15 protein-coding genes and 1 riboswitch are annotated in these 23,629 nt (G+C 64.7%); of the genes, 4 read left to right on the forward strand and 11 right to left on the reverse strand.

The features are described from left to right. Positions 1 to 53: 53 nt before the first annotated feature. A riboswitch (cobalamin riboswitch) is annotated at positions 54 to 273 on the reverse strand. A gap of 209 nt (positions 274 to 482) precedes the next feature. Genes QZL87_RS04655 through QZL87_RS04675 form a run of 5 tightly spaced genes read right to left on the reverse strand, consistent with a single transcriptional unit; the run spans position 483 to position 7,024 of the window. Beyond that, positions 483 to 1,637: an acetyl-CoA C-acyltransferase gene (locus QZL87_RS04655; protein WP_295324389.1), complete on the reverse strand. Its 1,155-nt coding sequence runs from the start codon at positions 1,635 to 1,637 to the stop codon at positions 483 to 485. A gap of 1 nt (position 1,638) precedes the next feature. Further along, positions 1,639 to 2,868: an acetyl-CoA acetyltransferase gene (locus QZL87_RS04660; protein WP_295324394.1), complete on the reverse strand. Its 1,230-nt coding sequence runs from the start codon at positions 2,866 to 2,868 to the stop codon at positions 1,639 to 1,641. Position 2,869: 1 nt separating this feature from the next. Then, complete coding sequence (locus tag QZL87_RS04665; RefSeq protein WP_295324399.1) at positions 2,870 to 4,561, reverse strand: class I adenylate-forming enzyme family protein; 1,692 nt, start codon at positions 4,559 to 4,561, stop codon at positions 2,870 to 2,872. A 1-nt stretch (position 4,562) separates the two neighbouring features. Beyond that, entirely contained in the window at positions 4,563 to 6,059 is a 1,497-nt protein-coding gene (locus tag QZL87_RS04670; protein WP_295324403.1) for a carotenoid oxygenase family protein, read from the reverse strand. Continuing rightward, on the reverse strand, positions 6,056 to 7,024 hold the full coding sequence (locus tag QZL87_RS04675) for a nitronate monooxygenase (protein WP_295324408.1): 969 nt from the start codon (positions 7,022 to 7,024) through the stop codon (positions 6,056 to 6,058). The genes QZL87_RS04670 and QZL87_RS04675 overlap by 4 nt, the downstream gene beginning before the upstream one ends. Before the next feature lie 116 nt (positions 7,025 to 7,140). On the opposite strand from QZL87_RS04675, the gene QZL87_RS04680 reads away from it, so the two are divergent. Both QZL87_RS04680 and QZL87_RS04685 read left to right on the forward strand, forming a co-directional pair. Then, positions 7,141 to 9,429 carry a TonB-dependent receptor gene (locus QZL87_RS04680; protein WP_295324413.1) on the forward strand — a complete coding sequence of 763 codons (2,289 nt, stop codon included), beginning with the start codon at positions 7,141 to 7,143 and terminating at the stop codon, positions 9,427 to 9,429. A gap of 83 nt (positions 9,430 to 9,512) precedes the next feature. Then, complete coding sequence (locus QZL87_RS04685) at positions 9,513 to 10,445, forward strand: winged helix-turn-helix transcriptional regulator (protein WP_295324418.1); 933 nt, start codon at positions 9,513 to 9,515, stop codon at positions 10,443 to 10,445. Positions 10,446 to 10,448: 3 nt separating this feature from the next. On the opposite strand, the gene QZL87_RS04690 is transcribed toward QZL87_RS04685, so the two are convergent. From QZL87_RS04690 to bglX, 3 genes are all read right to left on the reverse strand, one after another. Then, positions 10,449 to 11,690: an MFS transporter gene (locus QZL87_RS04690; protein ID WP_295324422.1), complete on the reverse strand. Its 1,242-nt coding sequence runs from the start codon at positions 11,688 to 11,690 to the stop codon at positions 10,449 to 10,451. A gap of 185 nt (positions 11,691 to 11,875) precedes the next feature. Next, the gene (locus QZL87_RS04695) at positions 11,876 to 13,432 is read right to left on the reverse strand and encodes a sulfatase (protein WP_295324426.1); all 1,557 of its coding nucleotides are present in this window, start codon (positions 13,430 to 13,432) and stop codon (positions 11,876 to 11,878) included. A gap of 1 nt (position 13,433) precedes the next feature. Then, positions 13,434 to 15,785: a beta-glucosidase BglX gene (gene bglX, locus QZL87_RS04700; RefSeq protein WP_295324431.1), complete on the reverse strand. Its 2,352-nt coding sequence runs from the start codon at positions 15,783 to 15,785 to the stop codon at positions 13,434 to 13,436. A gap of 214 nt (positions 15,786 to 15,999) precedes the next feature. Here bglX and QZL87_RS04705 point away from each other — a divergent pair, with 214 nt between their 5' ends. Further along, positions 16,000 to 19,035, forward strand: coding sequence for a TonB-dependent receptor (locus tag QZL87_RS04705; protein WP_295324435.1), 3,036 nt, complete (start codon positions 16,000 to 16,002; stop codon positions 19,033 to 19,035). Positions 19,036 to 19,214: 179 nt separating this feature from the next. Further along, positions 19,215 to 20,609 (forward strand): glucoamylase family protein, encoded by a 1,395-nt coding sequence (locus QZL87_RS04710; protein WP_295324440.1) that lies wholly within the window; start codon positions 19,215 to 19,217, stop codon positions 20,607 to 20,609. Between the two features lie 44 nt (positions 20,610 to 20,653). Here QZL87_RS04710 and QZL87_RS04715 read toward each other — a convergent pair whose 3' ends face one another. The 3 genes from QZL87_RS04715 to QZL87_RS04725 are packed head-to-tail and all read right to left on the reverse strand — an operon-like array spanning position 20,654 to position 23,624. After that, the gene (locus tag QZL87_RS04715; RefSeq protein ID WP_295324445.1) at positions 20,654 to 21,520 is read right to left on the reverse strand and encodes an endonuclease/exonuclease/phosphatase family protein; all 867 of its coding nucleotides are present in this window, start codon (positions 21,518 to 21,520) and stop codon (positions 20,654 to 20,656) included. Continuing rightward, positions 21,517 to 22,863, reverse strand: a complete 1,347-nt coding sequence (locus tag QZL87_RS04720; protein WP_295324450.1) for a GH1 family beta-glucosidase — start codon at positions 22,861 to 22,863, stop codon at positions 21,517 to 21,519. The genes QZL87_RS04715 and QZL87_RS04720 overlap by 4 nt, the downstream gene beginning before the upstream one ends. Next, positions 22,860 to 23,624 carry a hypothetical protein gene (locus QZL87_RS04725; RefSeq protein ID WP_295324454.1) on the reverse strand — a complete coding sequence of 255 codons (765 nt, stop codon included), beginning with the start codon at positions 23,622 to 23,624 and terminating at the stop codon, positions 22,860 to 22,862. The genes QZL87_RS04720 and QZL87_RS04725 overlap by 4 nt, the downstream gene beginning before the upstream one ends. Positions 23,625 to 23,629 lie beyond the last annotated feature (5 nt).

Raw genomic sequence — 23,629 nt, forward strand, 5'->3', positions numbered from 1 at the left:
CTGGTCGTCGCTCGACGGAAACCTCCGTGCCGCGGCCTTTCCCTGGGCCATGGCATTGAGCGACCCACGCCGGCAGGTCTCCTGGCTCGCGGGTCAGGGCTTGATGCACGCCTTCCCAGGGTGGCCCCAGTGGCTGTCCGGACGCGAATCCGGACGGTGCATCGCGCTCGCCGCTTACAGTTGCAGGGACAGCCTCGGTTTCGGTGCGCCGTCCGGCGCGCCTACCGCGTTCCCTATTAAGCCCTCTCGGGCACCGGCGCGATCATGCGCGGGGCAAGCCCCGCACGCGCCGCCCATAGCGGAATGGCGGTTTTTGGCAATCGGCTTTTGCAAACGCCAATCCTCCCTGTCGCGTAGCGATGGGGAGGGGGGACCGTTCGCGAAGCGAATGGTGGAGGGGCGGCCACGGTTGCGGCAACGCCCCTCCGTCAGCCCTTCGGGCTGCCACCTCCCCATGGCTTCGCCACAGGGAGGAACTGGTCTTAAATCACTCGCTCGACCACCATCGCCGCGCCAACCCCCATCGCGCCGGTCAGCACGACTAGCCCATAGCGCCCGCCACACACATCGAGCGCGTCGAGCAGGGTCGAGGTCAGGATCGCCCCGCTCGCGCCCATCGGGTGGCCCTTGGCAAGATGCCCGCCCGACACATTGACCCGCGCCGGATCGGCATCGCGGTCGCGGTAGAATTTGGCGATGGTGACCGCGAAGGCCTCCATGAACTCGATCCGGTCCATGTCGCCGAGCGTCAGCCCGGCGCGCGCCAGCACCTTGTCCATCGCGGCGAACCCCGCGGTCAGCGACGCCGCCGGATCGCCGCCGCTTTCGGCAAAGGCGACGACGCGCGCGCGCGGCGCGATGCCGAGCCCGTGGCCTCCGACGAGCGCCAGCCCCGCGCCGTCGCAGATCGGCGGTGCGTGCGCGATGCTGTGCAGCGGTTCGAAGGTCGCGCCTTCGAGCGCGCCGGCATATTGCACCTGCAATTCACCGAAAGCCGCCGGCGCGGCGGCGAGCGATTCCGCGCTCGTCTGCGGCCGGATACATTCCTCGCCGTCGAGCGATCCGGTCGCGATGCGCGATTTCTGAAGCGCCGCGTCGCTTTCGGCCGCGCCCGCCTTCTGCTGCGAGGCGAGGGCGACGGCGTCGAGTTCGGGGCGCGTGATCCCCTCGGCGTGCGCGAGCCGGTCCGCCGCCAGCACCGGCGGCACGAAGCGCGCGCGTGGCGGCAATTCGTCGTTGGTGTAATATCCGGCGCGATCGCCGAGGAAGGGCGCGCTGCTCATCGACTCGACCCCGCCCGCTAGCGCCACCGCGATCTCGCCGCTCGCGACCTTCGCCACCGCCTGGCCGATCGCCGACAGCCCCGAGGCGCAATAATTGTTAAGGCTGTGCGCCGCAGTCGTATCGGGGAGCCCGGCGTGGAGCTTCGACACCAGCGCGATATGCCCGCCCTGCGCGCCGCTCTGCGTCACGCAGCCGAGGATCAGTGCATCGGGCACGATCTCGCCGCATCGCGCCGCGAGCGCCGCGGCCTGCTGGCGCACCAATTCCTGCGGGCTGAGGCGCGCGAGCCCCCCGTCCTCGCGCGCCTTGCCGCGTGGCGTCCGGACCGCGTCGTAGAGATAGACGTCGGTCAAATCAGGTGCCGACGACGAAGCTGACCGCCGTCGTAGCACTGCCGCCGACGTTGAAGGTCGCGAAGTTGCGCGCGCCCTCGACCTGATAGTCGCCCGCGTTTCCGGTGACTTGCCGCCAGCTGTCGAGCAGCATCCGCACCCCGGTGGCACCGACCGGATGCCCGAGGCCGATCAGCCCGCCCGACGGATTGACCGGAAACTTCCCGCCCAGCGCAATCGTCCCGTCCTCGACCGCGCGCCAGCTTTCGCCCGGCTTGGTGATCCCGAAATGGTCGATCGCCATATATTCGGTGATCGAAAAACAATCATGCACCTCGACCCCGTCGCACGCATAGATGTCGGGCATCTCGGCGCGCCGCAGCGCGTCCATCATCGCCTTGCGGACGCTCGGGAAGACATAGTCGCCGCCGCGGCTGTCCGCGACCTTGGTCGAATAGAGGAGGGGAGCGGTGGCGTGGCCCCAGCCTTTGATGCGCGGGATGCTGTCGACCGAAATCTCGCGGCGTTTCGCATAGGCTTCGGCAACCTCGCGCGAGGCGAGGAAGATCGCGGCGGCGCCATCTGTGACCTGGCCGCAATCGGATTTGCGCAGACTGCCCTCTATCGGTGGATTGACCTCGTCATTCTCGCCGAGATGCTCGTCGGTGATCGCCCAGCTGCGCGTCTGCGAATACGGGTTTTTCTTGGCATTCGCGAAATTATTCGCCGAAATCCCGCGCAGATGCGCGCGGTCGAGCCCGAAGCGCTCCTCATATTCCTCGGCGACCCGCGCGAACATATAGGGCCAGAGGTAACGCGCCTCCTGCGCCTCGCGCCCTGCCCACGCCGCGGCGCCGAGATATTCGGCGGCACGCTGGCCGGGGACGTTGCGCATCAGCTCGATGCCGAGCACGAGCGCGAGACCATAGCGTTCGGCCTCGATCTCGGCGGCGGCGGCGAGGATCGCGATGCTGCCCGATGCGCAGGCCGCCTCGTGGCGTGACGCCGGAATGCCTGCGAGGTCGGGGTGAACATGGCCGAAAAAGCCGCCGAGCTGGCCTTGTCCCGCGAACAGCTCGCCGACGAAATTGCCGACATGCGCCGTCTCGACTTCCTTGGGTTCGATACCCGTTGCGACGAAAGCCGCTTCGGCGACATCGCGGAATAGCTCGAACAGCCCGCCGCCCTCGCGGTCCAGGTTGCGCGAAAAGTCGGTCTGCGCGCCGCCGAGAATGAAGACGTCTTTCGCCATATCAGGCTTCCTTTTGCAAAGTCGCGAGTGCCATTTCGCGCACTTCACTGCGCATCACCTTGTTCGTGACGTTGCGCGGCAGCGCGTCGAAGCGGAACAGGCGTTCGGGCAGTTTGAACACGGCGAGATCCTTGTCGCGGAGATAGTCGGCGACGTCGCTCAGCCCGACATCGTCCGGCCCACGCGGCACATAGGCTAGGCCGATGCGCTCGCCCATTCGCTCGCACGGTAGCGAAAAGACGCATGCCTCCGCCAGCAGCGGATGGCCGCCCAGCAACTGGTCGATCTCCTCGGGCGAGATATTGACCCCGCCGCGGATGATCAGGTCTTTGCAGCGTCCGACGAAGCGGTAGAAGTCGCCGCCCTCTGCGATCTCGAACAGGTCGCCGGTGCGGAACCAGCCATCGTCGGTGAAGGCCTCGGCAGTCCGTTCGGGGGCGTTGTGATAGCCCTCGAACAGCGTCGGACCACGGATTTGCAACTCACCCGATACACCGTCTTCCTCGATCGGATCACCGCCGCCGGGGGGAACGAGCCGGCTTTCGATGTTGGGCGCGGCGCCTTCGCCATAGGGGCGTTGGTACGTGCCACGGCGCGGGAACAGGCTCGCGCGCTTGTCGGGGTCGGGCATGTCGCCTTCGCCGGTGATGAAGCTCATCCCCTCGTTCGATCCGAAAACGTTGACGATGATGATGCCGAGCTTTTCCTGAAAACCGCGCACCATCGCGGGCGCGAGCGGCGCCGAGCCCGAGGCGATGACGCGCAGACTGGAGAGGTCGACAGAGGCGAGCGAAGCCTCATTCTGCAGCAGCATGTTGAGCACCGCGGGCGGCGCGATCGTCAGGCTCGGCCGCTCGGTCGCGATCTGCTTCAAATAGACGCCGGGGTCGAAGGGGTGGTGCAGCACCATCGTGCCCGCGCTGGTCAGCCAGCACATGGTGATGCCGCCGATGCTCGCCATGTTGATCAGCGGGAAAGGGTTGAGGAGGACGTCGCCCGGCCCGACCTTCATCGCCTCATACCCCGCGCCCGCGACCGCGATCCAGTGGTTGTGGCTGCGCGGCACGCCCTTGGGGACGCCGGTGGTGCCCGAGGTCCAGCAGATGGTGAAGATATCGTCGGCATCGACCGGGTTCGCCGCGACATGCGCGGCGAGGACTTCGGCGTCGCCCCCAGCGGTCGAGAGGTCGAGCGCGCCCGCAGGGACGCCGGGCCCGAAGGTCATCAGCGCGATGCCGTCCAGCAGCGGCGCCGCAACGCCGACATGCTCGCAGCCCTTCACCTGCGTCGCGCAGACGAAGGCCTTGGGCTCGACGATGGCGAGCATGTCTTTCAGCTCATGGCTGCGATATTGCACCGCCGCCGGGCTGACGATCGCGCCGATCTTCGCGGCGGCGAAATAGAGCGCGACGAATTCGCTGATGTTCGGAAGCTGGACGAACAGCACATCGTCCTTGCCGATCCCGGCGACGACCAGCGCGCTCGCGAGCCGGTCGATCTCCGCCGCCAGCTCCGCATAAGTCAGCCGCCGCGGTTCGCCGAAAGCGAACTCGCCGCGATTGGGCGCGTCGACCAGCGCCAGCCACTCGGGATGCGCCGCCGCATTGGCCGCGAACAGGTCGGCGAAGCTCTGGTCGCCCCACCAGCCGCTCTCGCGATATTGTCGCCGTTTTTCCTCTCCCGCGGCGATCATCTCAGGCGGCCAGCACGCTGTTCGGACCCATGCCGATATCGTCGCCGCTCGCCCAGACGCTGTGCGTTCCCGAACAGATGCGTTCGGGCAGGATGATCCGGCATACCGGCCCTGCCGCGACATTCTTCGCGTCGATGAGCACACATTCGCTGGTGTCGGTTTCAAGGTCGGCGATGAAGGAGACCAGATAGCCGTCGTCCTCGTCCTTCGCATTTATGCGCGGCGCGAAGGGCGCCTCGCTGCCGAAGCGGCCGGGACCGAATTCATATTCCTCGCTCGTCCCTGCATTCAGGTCGTGCTTGACGAGCCCGCGGAACAGGAACCAGCCGGGTTCGGGGATCGCGCTATAGGCGTAGCGATAGGGCTTGCCGGCATAGCGATGGTTGAACATGCCGAATTCGAGGTCGCGGTCGTCGAGCCGCTGTTCGGTTGTCTTTCCAGTCTTCAGGTTGAAACGCCAGCGATGGAGGCGCGGTTTGAGCAGACCCTGGTCGAGATAGGCCATCATCCGTTCGAGCCCCTCGGGCGCGTTCGGATAGGATTTGGGCATCGGCTCTTCCTGATAATAGCCGTCGAGAATGATCTCGTCGCCTTCCTCCCACGCGTTGAGCCAGTGGAGCGTGTAGGTCGGTTCGGCCTCGAACCAGCGGATGTCCTCCGGCTGACCGTGGCGCGGGATGATCGCGAAGCGCGTCTTTTCGTCGGGGTGAAACTGAACGACGTGCAGACCTCTCTCGAGCAGCTCTTCGTTCCAATAGAGCGGCATGTCGTTGAGGATCGTGTAATTTTCCGTGAAGGCCATGTCGTGCGGCAGGCGCGGGCCGGCGAGCGGCACGGGGGTATAATGTTTGAGCCTGTTGTCCGCCCCGACGACGCCATAGTGCATATAGGGCGCGTGCTTCGAATAATTGAAGAACATCAGCTCGCCGGTCGCGAGATCGACCTTGCAATGCGCCGAAATGCCGTCGAGCGGCACCCAGCTTTCGGTGCCATATTGTTCGAGCGTGAAGGGGTCGAGCCGATAGGCTTCGCCGCACTGATAGAAGGTCGAGATGATCTTGCCGGCATGGATCGCGACGTCGGTCGAGCTTGAATCCTTGAGCCACTCCTGCGCGCCCCAGCCGTGGCGGGTCGACTTGTGCGGCGGTTCCATCAGGCCGGCCCAGAGCGAGCGGCCGGCTTCCTTCTCGGCTTCGAACCCCTTGGTGCGCACGAAGCGGCTGCGATAGCTCGCGCGTCCGTCCTTGAAGCTGATCGCGTGGATGAAACCGTCGCCATCGAAGGGATGATAGCGGCCGATCGGCTCGTGGATCTGGTTTTCGCCGGTGCGGACGTAGACGCCGTCGATATCGGTCGGGATATTGCCGATCACCTCGGCATCGCCATCGGCGAAGATAGCGTTCCACTCATTATAGGTCGGGCGCCACGCGCCCTTCATATAGGGATGGTCGTTCGGCTGAATGGTCGAGGTGATGGTATCGACGAGCTGGGCGGTCATGCGATGACTCCTTCGGCGGCGGCAAAGCGGGGCCTTGCGGCGGCGGTATCATATTCCTCCACGAGACGATCGACGATGGCCCCGACGGGTTCGACTGCGCGCACCGCGCCGACGCCCTGTCCGGCGGACCAGACATTCTTCCACGCCTTCGCGTCATCCTGCGCGTCGGAGAAATTCGGGCGCTTGTCCTCGGGCATATTCGCGGGGTCGTAGCCCGCAGCGATCAGGCTCGATTTCAGCCAGTTGGCGGTCACACCGGTAATGCCCTTTGAAGGGATGATGTCCTCGGCGCCCGCCGCGACGACCATCTCCTTGTACCCCGGCACCGCCATGCTTTCTGCGCATGCGATCAGCGAGGTGCCGAGATAGGCGAGGTCGGCACCCAATATCTCAGCCGCGCGGATCGCGTGGCCGGTCGAGATCGCGCCGCCGAGCACGAGCGGCCCGCCCCAGAATTGCCGCACCTCCTCGACGAAGGCGAAGCCCGCGGTTGCGCCGGTGTGCCCGCCCGCGCCCGCCGCGACGAGTACTAACCCGTCAACCCCGGCCGCCGCGGCCTTGCGCGCGAAGCCGACCGAATTGACGTCGGCGAAGACCAGCCCGCCATAGGAATGAATTTCCTCGACGACGCGCGCCGGGCTGCCGAGCGCGGTGATGACGAGCGGCACCTTGTGGCGGACGACGCAGGCAAGGTCTTCGGCGAGGCGGCTGTTCGACGGATGAACGACGAGGTTCACCGCCCAGGGCGCGGCGTCGGGGTCGTTCGAGAGCGCCGAGTCGATACGGCGCACCCAATCCTCGAGGTCGGCCGACGTGCGCGCATTGGGCGCGGGGAAGCTGCCGATCACGCCCGATCGCGACGCGGCGATCACCATTTCGGGACCCGAGACAAGGAACATCGGGGCGGCGATCGCGGGCAGGCGCAGGCCCCGCGTCAGCGCGGGTGGAAGGCCGTGTTTCGGCACTCGTCATCCTCTCTCAAATTATCTGACTTGCATAACGATACTTAAACCCGGTATGAGTCGCAAGGCCAGAAAAACATCGCGGGCGAACCCGACGGTGGTGGGAGGGAGAGAGTTTCATGAAAAAGCATTTGGTCGCGCTGCTCGCCGCATCGGCGCTCGCCAGCCCCGGCACCGCCTTTGCGCAGAACGCCGCGCCCGCGGAAGATCAGGGCGGGCTAGAGGAAATCATCGTCACCGCGCAAAAGCGCGCCGAGGGTTTGTCCGACGTGCCGATCTCGATCTCGGCGGTCAGCGGCAAGCAGGTCGAAAATTACGGCCAGACCAACCTCGAACAGATTTCCTCGTCGGTCCCGAACCTCAAGATCACCCAGACCGCGATCGCCAACCGCATCGCGATCCGCGGCATCGCGTCGGGCGACAACAAGGGCTTCGAACAGTCGGTCGCGATGTTCGTCGACGGTGTCTATTACGGCCGCGACCAGCTCTCGCGCCTGCCGCTCGTCGACATGGAGCGCGTCGAGGTGCTGCGCGGGCCGCAGCCGACCTTGTTCGGGAAAAATGCGATCGCGGGTGCGGTCAACATCACGACGCGCAGCCCGACCGACGAATTCGAAGGCTCGATCAGCGGCCTCTATGAATTCAACCACAAGGAATTGCAGCTCACCGGCGTGCTCTCGGGACCGCTGAGCGAAGGGATCGAGGCGCGCGTCGTCGGTTATCACCGCTCGATGGACGGCTATTTCTATAACCAGAAGCTCGACCGCGACGAGCCGAACGTCGACGAATATTATTTCCGCGGCAAGCTCGAATTCGACAAGGGCGGGCCGTTCGCGGCCGAACTCAAGCTCGAATATGCCGACTTTGAAATGAAGGGGCAGCCGCGCGACGTGTTCGGCGCGGTCGGCAATTACAATGCCGTCTTCCAGGGGCCCTTCTTCGTCAGCACCGACCCCGATTACGTCCGCGAGGACAATGGTTATGAGAGCAAGAACAAGGTGTTCGGCGCGACGCTCAACGCCGATCTCGAACTCGGCGACCACACGCTGACCTCGGTCTCGTCGCTGCTCGACTACAAGACGCGCGAGATCGTCGATGTCGATTTTTCGGGGATCAGCTTTCTCGACGGCACCAATTTGCGCGAGGATTATCGCCAGTTCAGCCAGGAACTGCGCCTCGCGTCGCCGGGCGGCGAGGCGTTCAACTATATCGCGGGCGTCTATTACCAGCATGCGAAACTCGACGTGCAGGACTTCACCTTGTTCAACCCGACCTTCCTCGCGCTGGGCGCGCCGTTCAGCGCGCTTGGCGATACGAGCAACGACCGCAATTACACGCAGAAATCAGATCTGATCTCGGCTTTCGCGCAGGGCGAATTGTCGGTGACCGATCAGCTTCGCGTTACGGCGGGCGCGCGCTTCAACCATGAGAAGAAGAGCGGCAGCCGCAGCCTTGCGATCGTCCAGGGGCCGCTCAGCACCGCCCCCGCGCCGGTCGTCGCGGCGGTGTTCCGCGCGCTCAACATCGAGGCGCACAGCATTTCGGGCAAGATCAGCGAGGACAGTTTCAACCCGATGGTCAACGTCCAGTTCGACGCGACCGACGATTTGATGCTCTACGCCTCCTACGCCAAGGGGACGAAAGCGGGCGGTTTCGACATTCGCTCGAACTCGCTGCCGACCTCGACCACCGTCGCAAAGCCCGGCGCGTTCGAGTTCGAGGATGAAAGCGCCGACAATTTCGAGGCCGGCCTCAAATACAAGGGGCGCAATGTCGCGTTCAACCTTTCGGTCTATCGCACCGACTACAAGGATCTTCAGGTCAACATCTTCGACGGCACGCTCAATTTCAACGTCCGCAACGCCGCCGAAGCGCGCACACAGGGCGTCGAGGCCGACTTCCGCGCCGCGCTTGCCCCCGGGCTGACGGTCAGCGGCGCGGTCGCCTATCTCGATTTCAAGTTCAGCAACTTCACCGACGGCCAATGCTATTATCTGCAGACGCCCGACGCGAACGGCTTCTGCGACTATTCGGGCAAGCGCAACGCGCTCAGCCCCAAATGGTCGGGCAACCTCAACCTCGATTACACCACGCCGGTGACGAGCGACATGAAGGTCGCGTTCAACGTCAACGCCGACTTCTCCTCCTCCTATATCGCGGCGGCGAACCTCGACCCGCGCACGCATCAGGACGGTTATGTGAAGCTTGGCGCGCGGCTCGCGCTGGCGCAGGTAGACGATCGCTGGGAGGTTGCGCTGATCGGCCGTAACCTCACCAACCAGCGCATCCTGCAAACGGGGAGTTCGATGCCGCTCGCCACGACGATTACCGGCAATGCGGGTAACGCCTATAACGGCATCGTCGACCGCCCGCGCACGATCGCGGTGCAGTTGACCGGGCGCTTTTGAGGACTGTTTCAATTTCGCGGCGCTTTGCCTTAAAGACGTCATCCCGGCGCAGGTTGGGATGACGGATTCAGCTAGGGCAGCTATTGAAACACGACCGCACCATCAGGGCCTGTTCGATCTGGCGCGCGCTCGATGTCGTCGGCGACGTGCCGGTCCTGTTGATCATGGAACAGACGTTCCTCGGCATCCACAGCTTCGACGAATTCGTCGCGCGCACCGGCCTCGCGCGCTCGGTGGTCAACGGCCGCCTCAAGAAGCTGGTCGAGGAGGATTGCCTAGCCAAAGTGCCCAAGAAGAATGGGCGCGGCTTTCATTATATCCTGACCCAAAAGGGCCGCGACCAGTTCCCCAACGGTTTGATGATGCTGCGCTGGCAGCATAAGTGGGAGGCGGACAGCCGCGATTTCCAGGTCCGGCTCCACCATGCGACGTGCGGCCATGCGACCGAGCCAGTGCCCGTATGCGCGCATTGCCGCGCCGAAATCGATCCACGCGATGTCGATTGGCGCGAGGGGCCGGGGCTCGCGCAGGTCGTGCCGCATTACGAACGCCGCCGCTTCAACGGCGAAGTCGGCGCGCGGCGCCCCGGCGGTCGCCCGCTCGTCGATACGATGATCGAACTGTTCGGCGACCGCTGGGCGACGCTCGTCGTCCGCGCGATGTTCACGCGCATCAACCGTTTCGACGACATCCAGCGCGACACGCTGATGGCGACAAATATATTGACCGGCCGCCTCGAACGGCTGGTGCGGCAGGGTATTTTGAAGACCGTGCCCTATTCGAGCCACGCCGACCGGTTCGAATATCGCCTGACCGACAAGGGGCGCGATCTTTACCCGGTGCTGCTCGCGCTGCTGCAATGGGGCGATAAATGGTTTTCCGACGAGCGGGGCCCACCGGTGCTGCTGACGCATCGCCCGTGCGGCCATGACTTGCACATGGTCGCGGCGTGCAGCCATTGCGGCGACGAACTGGCGCTGTCGAACAGCCGCTTCACGATCGAAGAGGCGGGCTGAGGCTCAGGGCAGGATGCGGCCTTCGTCGCGGCGCGGCATCGGCGCGACGAAACGCAGCACTAGCGCGGAGAGCAGAAGCCAGCCGGCGGACCCGAGGATCGCCGCGGGCAGGCTGCTGAGGTCGGCGACCAGTCCGAGCGTATAGGCCCCAAGCGCCATCGCGCCGAAAGTCACCGCCTGATAGATCGACAGGCAGCGGCCAAGAATCTCCTCGGGCGAGCGGAGTTGCATCGCGACATTGAGCGTCGTCAGCGTCGAGACCCACGCGCCGCCCGCGATGAAGGCGGCGATCATCAAGGCGGGGAGATTGGCCGTGAGCGCGACGGGCAGCATCGCGGCGGCGAAGATCAGCGACGCCGTGGTCACCACCCGGTCGCTGCCCCAGCGCCGCCGCGCCTGTCCGACCCACAGCGCGGCAAAGATCGATCCCGCGCCAAAGGCGGCAAGGCACAGCCCATAAACGATTTCGGTCCCGTGCAGCCGGTCGCGGACGAGCGAGGGAAGCAGCGCCTGAAACCCCGCCGCGCCGACACCGAAGGCGAAACCGCGGATCAGCACGCGGCGCACCGGGTCCGAATGCGCGCAGAAGCGGATGCCCGCGGCGATCGCGGTCAGCATCGGCGTCCGGCGCGGCGGCGCCGTTTCGGGGTGCCAGCGCAGCAGCACGACAATCAGCGCGACATAGCTCAGCGCATTGAGCCCGAAGGCGGCCGCGGTGCCGACGATCGCGACCAGCATCCCGCCGAGTGCGGGCCCGACGCTGCGCGCGAGGTTGAAGGCGATGGTGTTGAGCGCGATCGCCTGCGGCAAATCTCGCGGCCCGACCTGCAATCGCACCGACGCCTGCCAGGCGGGTCCGTTGAGCGCGGTACCGCACCCGACCGCGAGCGTGAAGAAGAGCAGGGTGAGCGGCGCGATCGCATCCATATAGGTCGTGACTGTCAGTGCCGCCGAGACGATCAGCATCCCGGTCTGCGCCGCGAGCATCACGCGCCGGCGGTCGAAATTGTCGGCGATCGCGCCCGCGAAGATGCCGAGCAGCATGACCGGGATCGTCGTGCTCGCCGCCACCAGCGCGATCAGCAGGTGCGATTCGGTGAGCTCGGTCATCAGCCACGCCGCCGCGACCGACTGGATCATCGACCCCATGTTCGACGCGAGATTGGCGATCCAGATCGCGCGGAACGCCGGGTAGCGGAAGGGAGCGAACGCGGATGGCGGGGGAGGAGGCGCGGCGGGACTCACCCAAAAGCGGGTAGCCCTGCCGGCGTCATGCGACAAGGGCGGCGGGGGAATGCTCCGAACAAAAACCGCGTGCTCCCGCGAAGGCGGGAGCCCATCTCCTGCCCGCGTTATCTTGAACTGGCCGGAGATGGATCCCGCCTTCGCGGGGATACAGTGCCGCTATAATTATGAAGGAATTGCCGTTTTCAAACCGGGGGGCCGCTGTCATCCTGATATTCGCGGCGCAGTTCGATCAGCCGCCGCTTCATCGACGCGATCGGGCCCTTCATCGCCGGATCGTCGATCCGGTTGTTCATCTCGTGCGGATCGCTCTCGAGGTCGTAAAATTCCCACGCGTCGAGCCCCTCGCCATAGAAGCGCACGAGTTTGTACCGCTCGCCGCGCACGCCGTAATGCGCGCGCACCGAGTGGAACCCCGGAAATTCATAATAATGATAATAAACATCCTTGCGCCAGTCGCGCGGCGTGCGGCCGGCGAGCAGCGGCGTCATCGACCGCCCCTGAATCGTCGCCGGGCCCTTCACCCCGGCATAGTCGAGGAAGGTCGGCGCATAGTCGATATTCTGGATCGGCGCCGCGATCCGCGTTCCCGGGCGGATATGCCCCGGATACTGGATCAGGAAGGGCGTACGCATCGATTCTTCATAGATGAAACGCTTGTCGAACCAGCCATGCTCGCCAAGGTAAAAGCCTTGGTCGGAGGTATAGACGACGATCGTGTTCCGATCGAGGCCGCTTTCCTCCAGATAGTCGAGCACCGCGCCGACGCCTTCATCGGCCGCGGCGATCGTGCCCAGATATTGCTGCATGTAGCGCTGATATTTCCACAGCGCGAGGTCGCGGCCCGAGAGGTTCGCGTCGTTCAGCCGGTCGTTGTCGGCCTGCATCGCCGCATCCCATTCGGCCTGTTGTGCGTGCGTCATGCGGTCGAACGCGCCGGGCCAGCGATTGTAGCGCAGCTGCGCCGATCCCTTCGCGACCGTCATCTTGAGGTCGTGCCCCTCATACATGTCGCGATAGATGTTCATTTCCTGTGTGCCCGCGGCGATGCGGCCCCGATAATCGTCGAAATAATTGCCCGGCACGGGAAAGGTCACGCCCTGATATTTCCGCACGTGGCGCAGCGCGGGCATGAAATTGCGGTGCGGCGCCTTGTGGTGGATCAGGATCGCGAAGGGCTTCGACTTGTCGCGCCCGGTCTTCAGCCAGTCGAGGCTGTACTGCGTGATCAGGTCGGTCGCATAGCCCTCGACGATGCTGCGCCCCTTGGGCGTGATGATGTCGGGGTTATAATATTCGCCCTGATCGTCGAGCACCTTCCAGTCGTCGAAACCGATGCCCTCGGGCGAATGGTTGATGTGCCACTTGCCGAACATTGCGGTCGCATAGCCTGCCTGGCTCAGCGCGCGCGGCCAGACCCAGACATGGTTGTCGAACCGCTGGCCGTTCTGCGTAAAGCCGTGCGCGTGGCTCTGCCGCCCAGTGAGCAGCGTCGCGCGGCTGGGGCCGCAGAGCGAATTGCCGACGAAGCTTTGCGTGAAGATCGCGCCATTTTTCGCGATCCGGTCGATATTGGGCGTCGGCGCAAGCTTCGACAGCGGCGAGCCATAGGCCGAGATCGCCTGATAGGCATGATCGTCCGACATGATGTAGACGATGTTCGGGCGGGCGGCCGGCTGCGCGCCCGCCGCGGCTACGAAAGCGAGCGGGAGCGCGAGCGCGAGAGGAGGGCGAAAGCGCATCCTATTCGGTCAGCTCGAAGCTGGCTTCCTGACCCTCGGCCGACGACGGTCCGACCCACAGCTTGAACTGGCCGGGCTCGCTGCCCCAGCTCATATCCTGCCGCGTGAAGGCCAGATCGGCGTCGGTCAGGGTGAAGCGGACCGTCCGCTTCTCGCCCTTCTTGAGGCTGATCTTCTCGAAGCCTTTCAACTCCTTCACCGGCCGCGTCACCGATCCGACAAGATCGCGAACGTAAAGCTGCACGACTTCCTCGCCGTCGCGCGCGCCGCTGTTCGTCACGGTAACGCTCGCCGTCAGTGTCTCGCCGGGGCGAATCTTCGCCCGGTCGAGCGTCACCGGCGAATAGGTGAAGCTGGTGTAACTCAGCCCATAGCCAAACGGATAGAGCGGCGTGTTCGGGGTATTGAGGTAGCGCGATACATATTTCGCATTGGGATCCGCCGGATTGATCGGCCGCCCGGTGTTCTTCATGTCGTAATGGATCGGCACCTGCCCGACATTGCGCGGGAAGGTGACGGGCAGCTTTCCCGACGGATTATACCGGCCATAGAGGACGTCGGCGATCGCGTGGCCGCCCATCGTGCCCGGATACCAGGCCTCGAGGATCGCATCGACATGGGCGTCGGCCCATTCGATGCTGTTCGGCCGCCCGCTCATCAGCACGAGGATGATCGGCTTGCCGGTCTTCTCGAGCTCCTGGAGCAGCGCCAACTGATTGCCGGGCAGGTCGAGCGAGGTGCGGCTCGCCGCCTCGCCCGTCATGTCCCAGCGTTCGCCCATCGCCGCGATGATCACGTCCGATTTCTGCGCCAGCGCGATCGCTTCGGCGAACCCGTCACTCTTGCCCGCGTCGGCGAAGGCATAGCTCGCGCCCTTGGCATAAGCGACACTCGTCCCCTTCGGTGCGCCGGCCTGCATCCCCTCGAGCAAGGTGACCGGCCGCGTCTTGCGGTCGCCCGCCGCCGACCAGCTGCCGATCATATCCTCCTTGCTGTCGCCGAGCGGGCCGATCACCGCGATCGACTTCGCCGACGCCGCGAGGGGCAGCACATCGCCCTGATTCTTGAGCAACACGATCGATTTGCGCGCGACGTCGCGCGCGGCTTCGAGGAAGTCGGGGCGATAGATGGTCGCTTTCTCGCGCGCTTCGTCGGAATAGCGATAGGGATCCTCGAACAGGCCGAGGCGGTATTTCATTTCGAGGATCGCCTTCACCGCCGCATCGACGCGCTTCACGTCGACCTTGCCCTCGGCGACCGACTTGGCGAGATGGTCCATGAACACCGCGCCCTGCAGGTCCATGTCGACGCCGGCGTTGATCGCCTGTTCGCCCGCCTGCTTCAGGTCCTTGGAATAGCCGTGCGCGACCATTTCGTTGATCGACGTGTAATCGGTTACGACAAAGCCCTTGAAGCCCCATTTCTCGCGCAGGACGTCGGTCAGCAGATAGTGGCTGCCCGACGCCGGGACGCCGTCATATTCGTTGAACGAGGTCATGAAGGTCGCGGCGCCCGCATCGGCCGCGGCCTTGAAGGGCGGCAGGTAGACGTCGCGCAGCGTGCGTTCCGAAATGTCGACCGTGTGATAGTCGCGCCCCGCCTGCGCGGCGCCGTAAGCGGCGAAATGCTTCGCCGTCGCCAGCACGGTATCGACGCGCTTCAGATCGTCGCCTTGAAACCCGCGCACACGCGCCGCGGCGATCTTGCTGCCGAGGTAGACATCTTCGCCCGCGCCTTCGGACATGCGGCCCCAGCGCGGATCGCGCGCGACGTCGACCATCGGCGCAAAGGTCCAGTGGATGCCCTCGGCCGAGGCTTCGGTTGCCGCGATTCGCGCTGCCTTTTCAATGGCTTTCAAGTCCCAGCTTGCCGATTCGCCGAGCGAGATGGGGAATATGGTGCGGTGACCATGGATGACGTCATAACCAAAGAGCAGGGGAATCTTGAGCCGCGTTTCCTCGACCGCCAGCCGTTGCAGGTCGCGCGTATATTTGGCGGTGAAGGCGTTGAAGATCGACCCGATCCGACCCTTGCGAATATCGTCCTGATAACCCTGCCGCATCGTCGGACCGGTCGAATCCCAGTCGCTCGTCAGGAGCGACAACTGGCCGATTTTCTCGTCGAGCGTCATCTTCGCGATCAGCTCGGCGATGAAGCGGTCCATCTTCGGATCGGGGCGCGTCCACGCCGCCGAACTTGCGGACACCTCCTCGGACGCGGCGGCCGCTGGCTGCGCGAACAGCGGGGCGGGGGCGAGTTGTCCGGCCATCATCAGGGTCGCCAGCGTGAGGCATGTGAGGTTGCGCGGCATCGGCGGCATGATTCGTCCTTCCCAATCGGTCTCTTTGTACATTGTCACGCGGATTGGCCGAATTTCGGCCGAAAACCGGCTGGTCCCCGATCATCTCCATCTGTGTCGCTTCCCCCTATACAGCGATCATGAAACCGGTTACAAATCAAAAAAACAACGACGCGATTTCTCGCGACTCGTCGCCGCACCGGAGGCAAGGCCGGGCGGCGGATGAAGCGGGGGGCGGGAAATGTCGGGGCCAAAAAGGGAGGATGCCGTGAAGTTTTCAAATGAATTTCAGACCATGACCGCGCACCGGTCGCGCGCGCGCCGGCTCGCCGCGGCGCTGGCATGGAGCAGCGCCGGCGCGGCGCTGGCGATCGGTGTCGCAACCCCCGCGCACGCCCAGGTTTCGAACGCCTCGCTCCGCGGCGCGGTGAAAGCCGAGGGCGGCGTGTCGCAGGTCACCGCGATCAACGTCGATACCGGCCTGACGCGCAGCGTCGCGGTGGGTGCGAACGGCAGCTACAATATCGCATCGCTCCCGGTCGGCACCTATCGTCTCGAACTCACGACGCCGAACGGCGTCCGGCGGACCGACGAATTCACGCTATCGGTCGGACAGAGCGCGGTACTCGACTTCGACTTCTCGCAGCCCGACATCGCTTCGGCCGAGGGCGACGCGATCATCGTCACCGGCACGCGCCTCCGCTCGCTGGAAGGCGGCGAGGTCGGCTCGAACATCACCCAGCGCCAGATCGAGGTGCTGCCGCAGAACAACCGCAACTTTCTCGCCTTTGCCGATCTCGCGCCGGGTGTGCAGTTCGTGACCGGCGGCAACGGCCAGTCGCGCTTGCAGGGCGGCGCGCAGGACAGCCGCAGCGTCAACATCTTCATCGATGGCATCGGGCAAAAGGACTATGTCCTCAAGAACGGCATCACCGGCCAGGATTCGACGCAAGGCAACCCCTTCCCGCAACTCGCGGTCGGCGAGTATCGCGTCCTGTCATCGAACTATAAGGCCGAATTCGACCAGGTCAGCTCGGTCGCGATCACCGCGGTGACCAAGTCGGGCACCAACGAATTCCATGGCGAAGCCTTCATCGACTATACCGACCAGAGCCTGCGTGACGCGCGGCCGAACGAGCTCACGACGTCCAAGGTCAAGACCAAGGATTTCCAGTTCGGCGGCGCGCTTGGCGGACCGATCATCAAGGATGTGCTGCACTTCTTCGTGACCTATGAAGGCAAGCGGCAGGAAAATCCGGTCGACATTCGTCCGGGACTCAGCCTGCCCGTCAGCTATTTTCCGTCGGAATATCAGGGCGTTTTCGGACCGACCAATGCGACGTTCAACGAAGATCTCTATTTCGGCAAGCTCAGCTTTCAGCCGTCGAACAGCGACCTCATTGAAGTGTCCGCAAAATATCGCGACGAAAGCGGTGAATTCCTGGGTTCCGGCATCAACGCTCGCAGCACGATCAGTTCGCAGGACGTCGAGGAGCTGCGCGTCACCGGGCGCTGGGAGCATACGGCCGACAATTGGATCAACGATTTCAAGCTGACGTATGAAGATGTCAGCTGGGCGCCGACGCCCGTGGTTTTCGAAAATGCGCAGCTCTTCGCCTATGCGGGACCCTCGCCAACCAACCCGCAACCGGGCGTTGTCGTGCGCGAGGATATTCTGCGTGTCGGCGGCGGCGGCAATTATCAGGACAAGGGCCAGAAGGGCTGGGGCGTCCAGAATGATTTCACCTGGACCGGGTTCGAAGGCCATACGATCAAGGTCGGCGCGAAGGCGAAATGGGTCGAACTCAACACGTTGCAACTCGGCAATTTCAACCCTCTCTATACCTATAACCCCGCCTTCAACCCCGGCGGCGGCAGCTTCAACGACGCGATTCCGTATCGCGTCCAGTTCGGCGCGCAGACCGGCAACGGCAGCCCGATCGTCAATTCGAAGAATTTTCAGTTCGGCATCTATGTTCAGGACGACTGGGAGGTCACCGACCGGTTGACGCTGAACCTCGGCGTGCGCTGGGATTATGAGCGGACGCCCGCTTTCCTCGATTTCGTCCACCCGGCCGATGCCGTGAACGCGGTTTCGCCGGCCAATTATCCGAACCTGATCAATGCCGATTACGACATCAACGACTTCATCTCGACGGGGTCAGAGCGCAAGGCGTTTACCGGGGCGTGGCAACCGCGCATCGGCTTCAGCTACGAACTCGACGACGATGCGCGCTACGTCCTGTTCGGCGGCTTCGGTCGGTCTTACGACCGCAACCAGTTCGACTTCCTGCAGCAGGAGATCAGCGTCGGTTCCTATACGACCCGGACGTTCAACTTCATCACGGGCGATCCGAACAACACATGCGCCCCCGGGCCGACCTGCGTTCCCTGGGACCCGATCTACCTGACCGAGGCCGGCCGAGCCCAGCTGCTGGCGCAGGCCGGGCCGGGCGGCGGACGCGAGCTGCGTTTCATCGACAACGACCTCAAGGTTCCTTATTCGGACCAGTTCAGTCTTGGGTTTCGCGCGCGCGTGACCCCGCTGTTCGAGGCCGAAGTCGGCTATAGCCACATCGAATCGAAGGATGGTTTCGCCTATCTGCTCGGCAATCGCCGCCCTGATGGCAGCTTCTTCCCGGCGGCGCCGGCGGCGCCGGATTCGCCCTTCGGCTTCGCTCCTCCGGGCTTCGGTTCGATCATCATCGGCACGAACGGGATCGAAACGAGCGCGGACTCGGGCTATCTGAAGCTCGTCAAAAATTATACGGCGGCTTCGCCGTGGAGCTTCTCGGCGACCTATACCTACACCGAGGCCGAGGAAAATCGTCAGTTCGGCGAAACTTTCAGCCTCGATTTCCCGTCGCTCGACGATTATCCGATCACCCGGTCGAGCGGAGTGCGCAAGCATCGCCTCGTCGCGACGGGGTCGGTCGACCTGCCGATCGGCGTCACGCTGTCGGGCAAGTTCCAGATCGCGTCGCCGCCCTATCTGAAACGCTTCATCAACGTCGGCGGCGCCAATCCGTCGCGCGACGTGATCTCGAACGAGGCCGACGGCAACGGTGATCGCTGGGGTTTCCGCCAGATGGACATCGCGATCACCAAATATATCCCGTTCAGGTTCATCAGCGAGGAATCGCGCCTGCGGCTCCGTGTCGACATTTTGAACCTGTTCAACGACCGCAATTATGTCGATTACAATAATGACCCGACGTCGCCCGATTATCTGAGCATTACGGGCAATGGCGTTGGCGGGAATCCGCCGCGGACGGTCAAGTTCTCGGCCGGTTTCTCTTTCTGACCGGCTGACCGGGCGCCCGGCTCCGCACCCCTCCTCCCGCGGGCCGGGCGCCTCATTTTTTGGAGTATTTCATGTCGTTTCGCAGCGGGGTCCTTTTTCTGCCCCTGATCGCGCTGGCTACCGCCTGCACGCCGGGTCCGGCTCCCTCCGCGGCCGCCCCAGCGCCGACACTGGCGCCAATGACCGAGACGGCCTTTTCGGAAGAGCTGACCGAGCGCACTTTCCGTTATTTCTGGGACACGACGGACACGAAACGGTGTCTCGCGCCCGACCGCTGGCCGAGTAACCCCTTTTCGTCGATCGCCGCGACGGGCTTCGCGCTCACCGCTTATGGCATCGGCGCCGAGCGCGGTTACGTCACGCGCGCCGAGGCGGCGGAGCGCACGCGCGACTGCTTGCGCTTCTACTGGACCGCGCCGCAGGGAGCGGCCGTCACTGGCATGGCCGGCTACAAGGGTTTCTTCTATCATTTCCTCAACAATCAGGACGGCACGCGCCGCGGCAAGACCGAGCTTTCGACCGTCGACACCGCGCTGCTGCTGGGCGGCGTGCTGTTCGCCCAAAGCTATTATGATCGCAGCGATCCGGTCGAGAGCGAGATTCGCGACCTTGCGGAGAAAATCTACGCTCGCGTCGACTGGACCTTCGTCCAGCGCGAAAACAGCAGGATTCCGTCGGCGAATGGCGGCGGACGCAAGGCGATCGCGATGGGCTGGTATCCCGAGCGCGGTGATGGCGGCGATTTCGGGACGCACGACTGGGTCGGCTATAACGAAGGGATGCTCGTCTATATCCTCGCGCTCGGTTCGCCGACGCATCCGGTGGGCAAGGATGCGTGGGATACCGGCTGGGCGGCCGACCTAGAAAAGGATTGGGGCCGCTATTACGGGCAGGAGCACCTCCAGTTCGAGCCGCTGTTCGGGCACCAGTATAGCCATGTCTGGGTCGATTTCCGCGGCATTCGCGATGCGTTCATGCGCGGCAAGGGCATCGATTATTTCGAGAACAGCCGCCGCGCGACGCTGGCGCAGCGTCCCTATGGCGCCGACAATCCGAACCGATGGAAGGGCTATGGCGCCGACATCTGGGGGTGGACCGCCTCCGACGGGCCCGGCTATTCGCAGGGCAAATATAGCGTCAACGGCACGCCGCGCGATTTCAACGGTTATATGGCGCGCGGCGTCAGCGCGATCCGCGTCGTCGACGACGGCACGGTCGTCCCGACCGCGGCGGGCGGCTCGGTCGCCTTTGCGCCCGAAGCGGCGATCCCCGCACTGATGGCTATGCGGCGGCAATATGGCCCCAGACTCTATACGCGCTACGGTTTCAAGGATGCGTTCAATCCCAGCTTCACCTTCACCGATTTCGGGTCGAAATCGGGCGAGGTCGATCCCGTCCACGGCTGGGTCGCGAACGATTATCTCGGCATCGACCAGGGGCCGATCCTCGCGATGATGGAGAACCACCGCAGCGGGTTGGTGTGGAAAGTGATGCGCAAGAACCCGCATATCATTCGCGGGTTGAAGCGTATCGGCTTCACCGGCGGCTGGCTGGACAAGGCGGAGGCAGACTAATTCATTTCGTCATCCCGGCCTTTGCCGGGATGACGTAGATAGCCTTAGCAACCCCTTCCGATACAAAGGTCCGCGACCACCGGATAATGGTCCGACGGCAGCTTGCCGCCATTCTGGTCGGTCAGCGTCGCGTGGCGCAGCACCGCGACATCGTCGCTGACGAAGATATGGTCGATCGGGCTCGCGTCCGTCCGCGCGATGTCGAAGCCGGTGAAGGTGCCGAGCGGACCATAGTGCGGCGTGCGGCTGATCATGCGGCTGTCGCGCAGCGCGCCTTGGCCGGGCGCGACGATCGCGGCATAGGGCTCGCTCGTCGCGGGGCTGTTGAAATCGCCCATCAGCACCGCGCTCTCGCCGGGCTTGCGTTCGCCGTCGATCCAGCGGCGGATATGGCGGGCGCTTTCCTGCCGCGCAACCTCGCCGATATGGTCGAAATGGGTGTTCACGACGAGCAGATTGCGCTGCGCCGTCCGGTCGTGCAGCCGCGCCCAGGTCGCGATCCGCGGCAGCGCGGCGTCCCAGCCCTTGCTCGGCACGTCGGGCGTCGGCGACAACCAGAAGGTGCCCGATCCGACCAGCGCGAAGCGGTCGCGGCGGAACCCCAGCATTGAATATTCGCCCTTAGCCTTGCCATCGTCGCGCGCGACGCCGACGAATTGATAGGCGGGCAGATCGGCCTCGACCGCCTGCTTCTGGTGCTGCAGAACCTCCTGCATCCCGACGAGGTCGGGCGCTTGATAGGCGACAAGCGCGGTCAGCGCCGCGCGGCGGTGCGGCCACGCATTGTCGCCGTCCGACGCGACGTCGAGCCGAATATTATAGGTCATCGCTTCATAATGATCGGCGCGTTCTTTCGCCGTGGCGGGCAGGGCGAGCAGCGCCGCGGCGAGCAGCAGGATTTTGCGGGTCATCCGAGATTTCCTCCGTTGGCGGCGATCACGCCGCTGTAGAAACGCGCGCTGCGCTTCGGCGTGCGAACCTGCGTTTCATAATCGACATGGACGATACCGAAGCGCTTCGAAAAGCCCAAGGACCATTCGAGATTGTCGAGCAGCGACCAGGCCATATAGCCGCGCACGTCGACCCCCTGCCGGATCGCGTCGCCGATCGCCGAGATATGGGTGCGGAGGTAATCGCAGCGCAGCGGGTCGTCGACCCCCTCGGGCCCTGCTTGCGGCGGGTCATAGAAGGCGGCGCCGTTTTCGGTGATATAGACCGGAATATCGCCATAAGTGTCGCGGAACCAGACCAGCATGTCGGTGAGCGCGGGCGGATAGACCTCCCAGTCGGTCGTCGTGTGCGTCGCGACCTGCCGCACCGGCGATGCGCCGAGAGGCCATTGATGCGGGTCGGCCTTCACGACGTTGCGCGTGTAATAGTTGATCCCGATGAAATCGAGCGGCTGACAGATGTCCTCCAAATCCTCGGCGGGCCACTCCGGCCAGGCTTCGCCAAAGATTTCGGCGAGTTCTTCGGGGTAGCTGCCCTTCAGCGCCGGGTCGAGATACTGGCGGTTCATATAGGCGTGCGCGCGTGCGGTCGCGGCCCGGTCCTCGGGGCTGTCGCTCGCCGGATATTTGGGCTCGATGTTCACGACGAGGCCGATTTCGTGCGCGCCTTCGCTGCGATAGGCCTGCACCGCGCGGCCGTGCGCGCGCATCAGATTGTGGCTCGCGATCGGCGTCTCGAACAGGTTGCGATGACCGGGGGCGAGCGCGCCGTGAAGGTAGCCGCCGTCGGTGATCACCCAGGGTTCGTTGAGCGTCACCCATTTCTTCACCCGGCCGTCGAGGCGGCGGTACATGACCGATCCATATTCGGCGAACCAGTCGGCGCTGTCGCGGTTGAGCCAGCCGCCCTTGTCATCGAGCGCCGCGGGAAGGTCCCAATGGTGCAGAGTCAAGAGCGGCTCGATGTCGTGCTTGAGCAGTTCGTCGACCAGCCGTTCGTAAAAGCCGAGGCCGGGCTCGTTCACGCGGCCGATGCCGTCGGGCAGCACGCGGCCCCAATTGACGCTGAAGCGATAGGCCTTGAGCCCCAACTCCTTCATCAGCGCGACGTCGGCGGGCATGCGGTTGTAATGATCGCACGCGACATCGCCGGTGTCGCCCTTCGCCGCCATCAGCCGCGGGTCGTGGCTGAACCGCTGCCAGATGCTCGCACCCGCTCCGTCGGCGAGCGGCGACCCTTCGATCTGATAGGCGGCGGTCGCCGCGCCCCACAGGAAATCGTCGGGGAAAATCGTCTGCGTCATTTTTTGTCCTTGGTTTTCTTGTTCGTCGCCGCGTCGGGCGGCGTGGGGAGGCGGTGCGAGAGCAGCCAGAGATAGAGCGCGGGATCGTCATAGGCCGGAGCCCAGCTGTTGTGGCCGAGGTCGGGGTAGATGGTCAGCCGCGAGAGCTGTCCGCCGCAGGCGCGGATCGCGCGCGCCATGGCGAAGCTGCCCTCGGGCACGACGACGTCGTCGCGGTCGCCGTGAAAGGCCCAGACGGGCGTGTCCTTGAGCGCGCAGGCGGTGGCGGGATCGCCGCGCCCCGCGACCGGCGCGACCGCCGCGAAGCGGTGCGGTTCGGCCGCCGCCCAGCGCCAGCTCGCATGGCCGCCGCGGCTGAGCCCGGTCAGATAGATGCGCGTAGGGTCGATACGCAGCGTCTGCGTCACATGACCCAGCAGCCGGTCGAGCTTCGCGACGTCCCAATCCTGATCGGTGCCGAGCAGCGGCGAAACGGTGACGAAGGGGAAATCGGGGGTGCGGTCGGCGATCTTCGGCGGGCCGTGGACCTTGACCTTGGCGACATCGTCGCCGCGCTCGCCCGAGCCGTGGAGGAAGATCAGCAGCGGCCAACTCGCCTTCGGATCGGCGGTGTAGCCGCGCGGCAGGAAGAGCTGATAGGGGTAGTTGCCCGCCTCGATCGCGGGTTGCGGGCTTTGCCCGTCGGCCATCGACTGCGCCATCGTCATGGGGGTGGAAAGGGAAAGGGCGAGCGCGGCGAGCGCCGCGATCCGGAATCGCATCGGTC

This window comes from uncultured Sphingopyxis sp., assembly GCF_900078365.1.
In the GTDB taxonomy this organism is placed as follows: domain Bacteria; phylum Pseudomonadota; class Alphaproteobacteria; order Sphingomonadales; family Sphingomonadaceae; genus Sphingopyxis.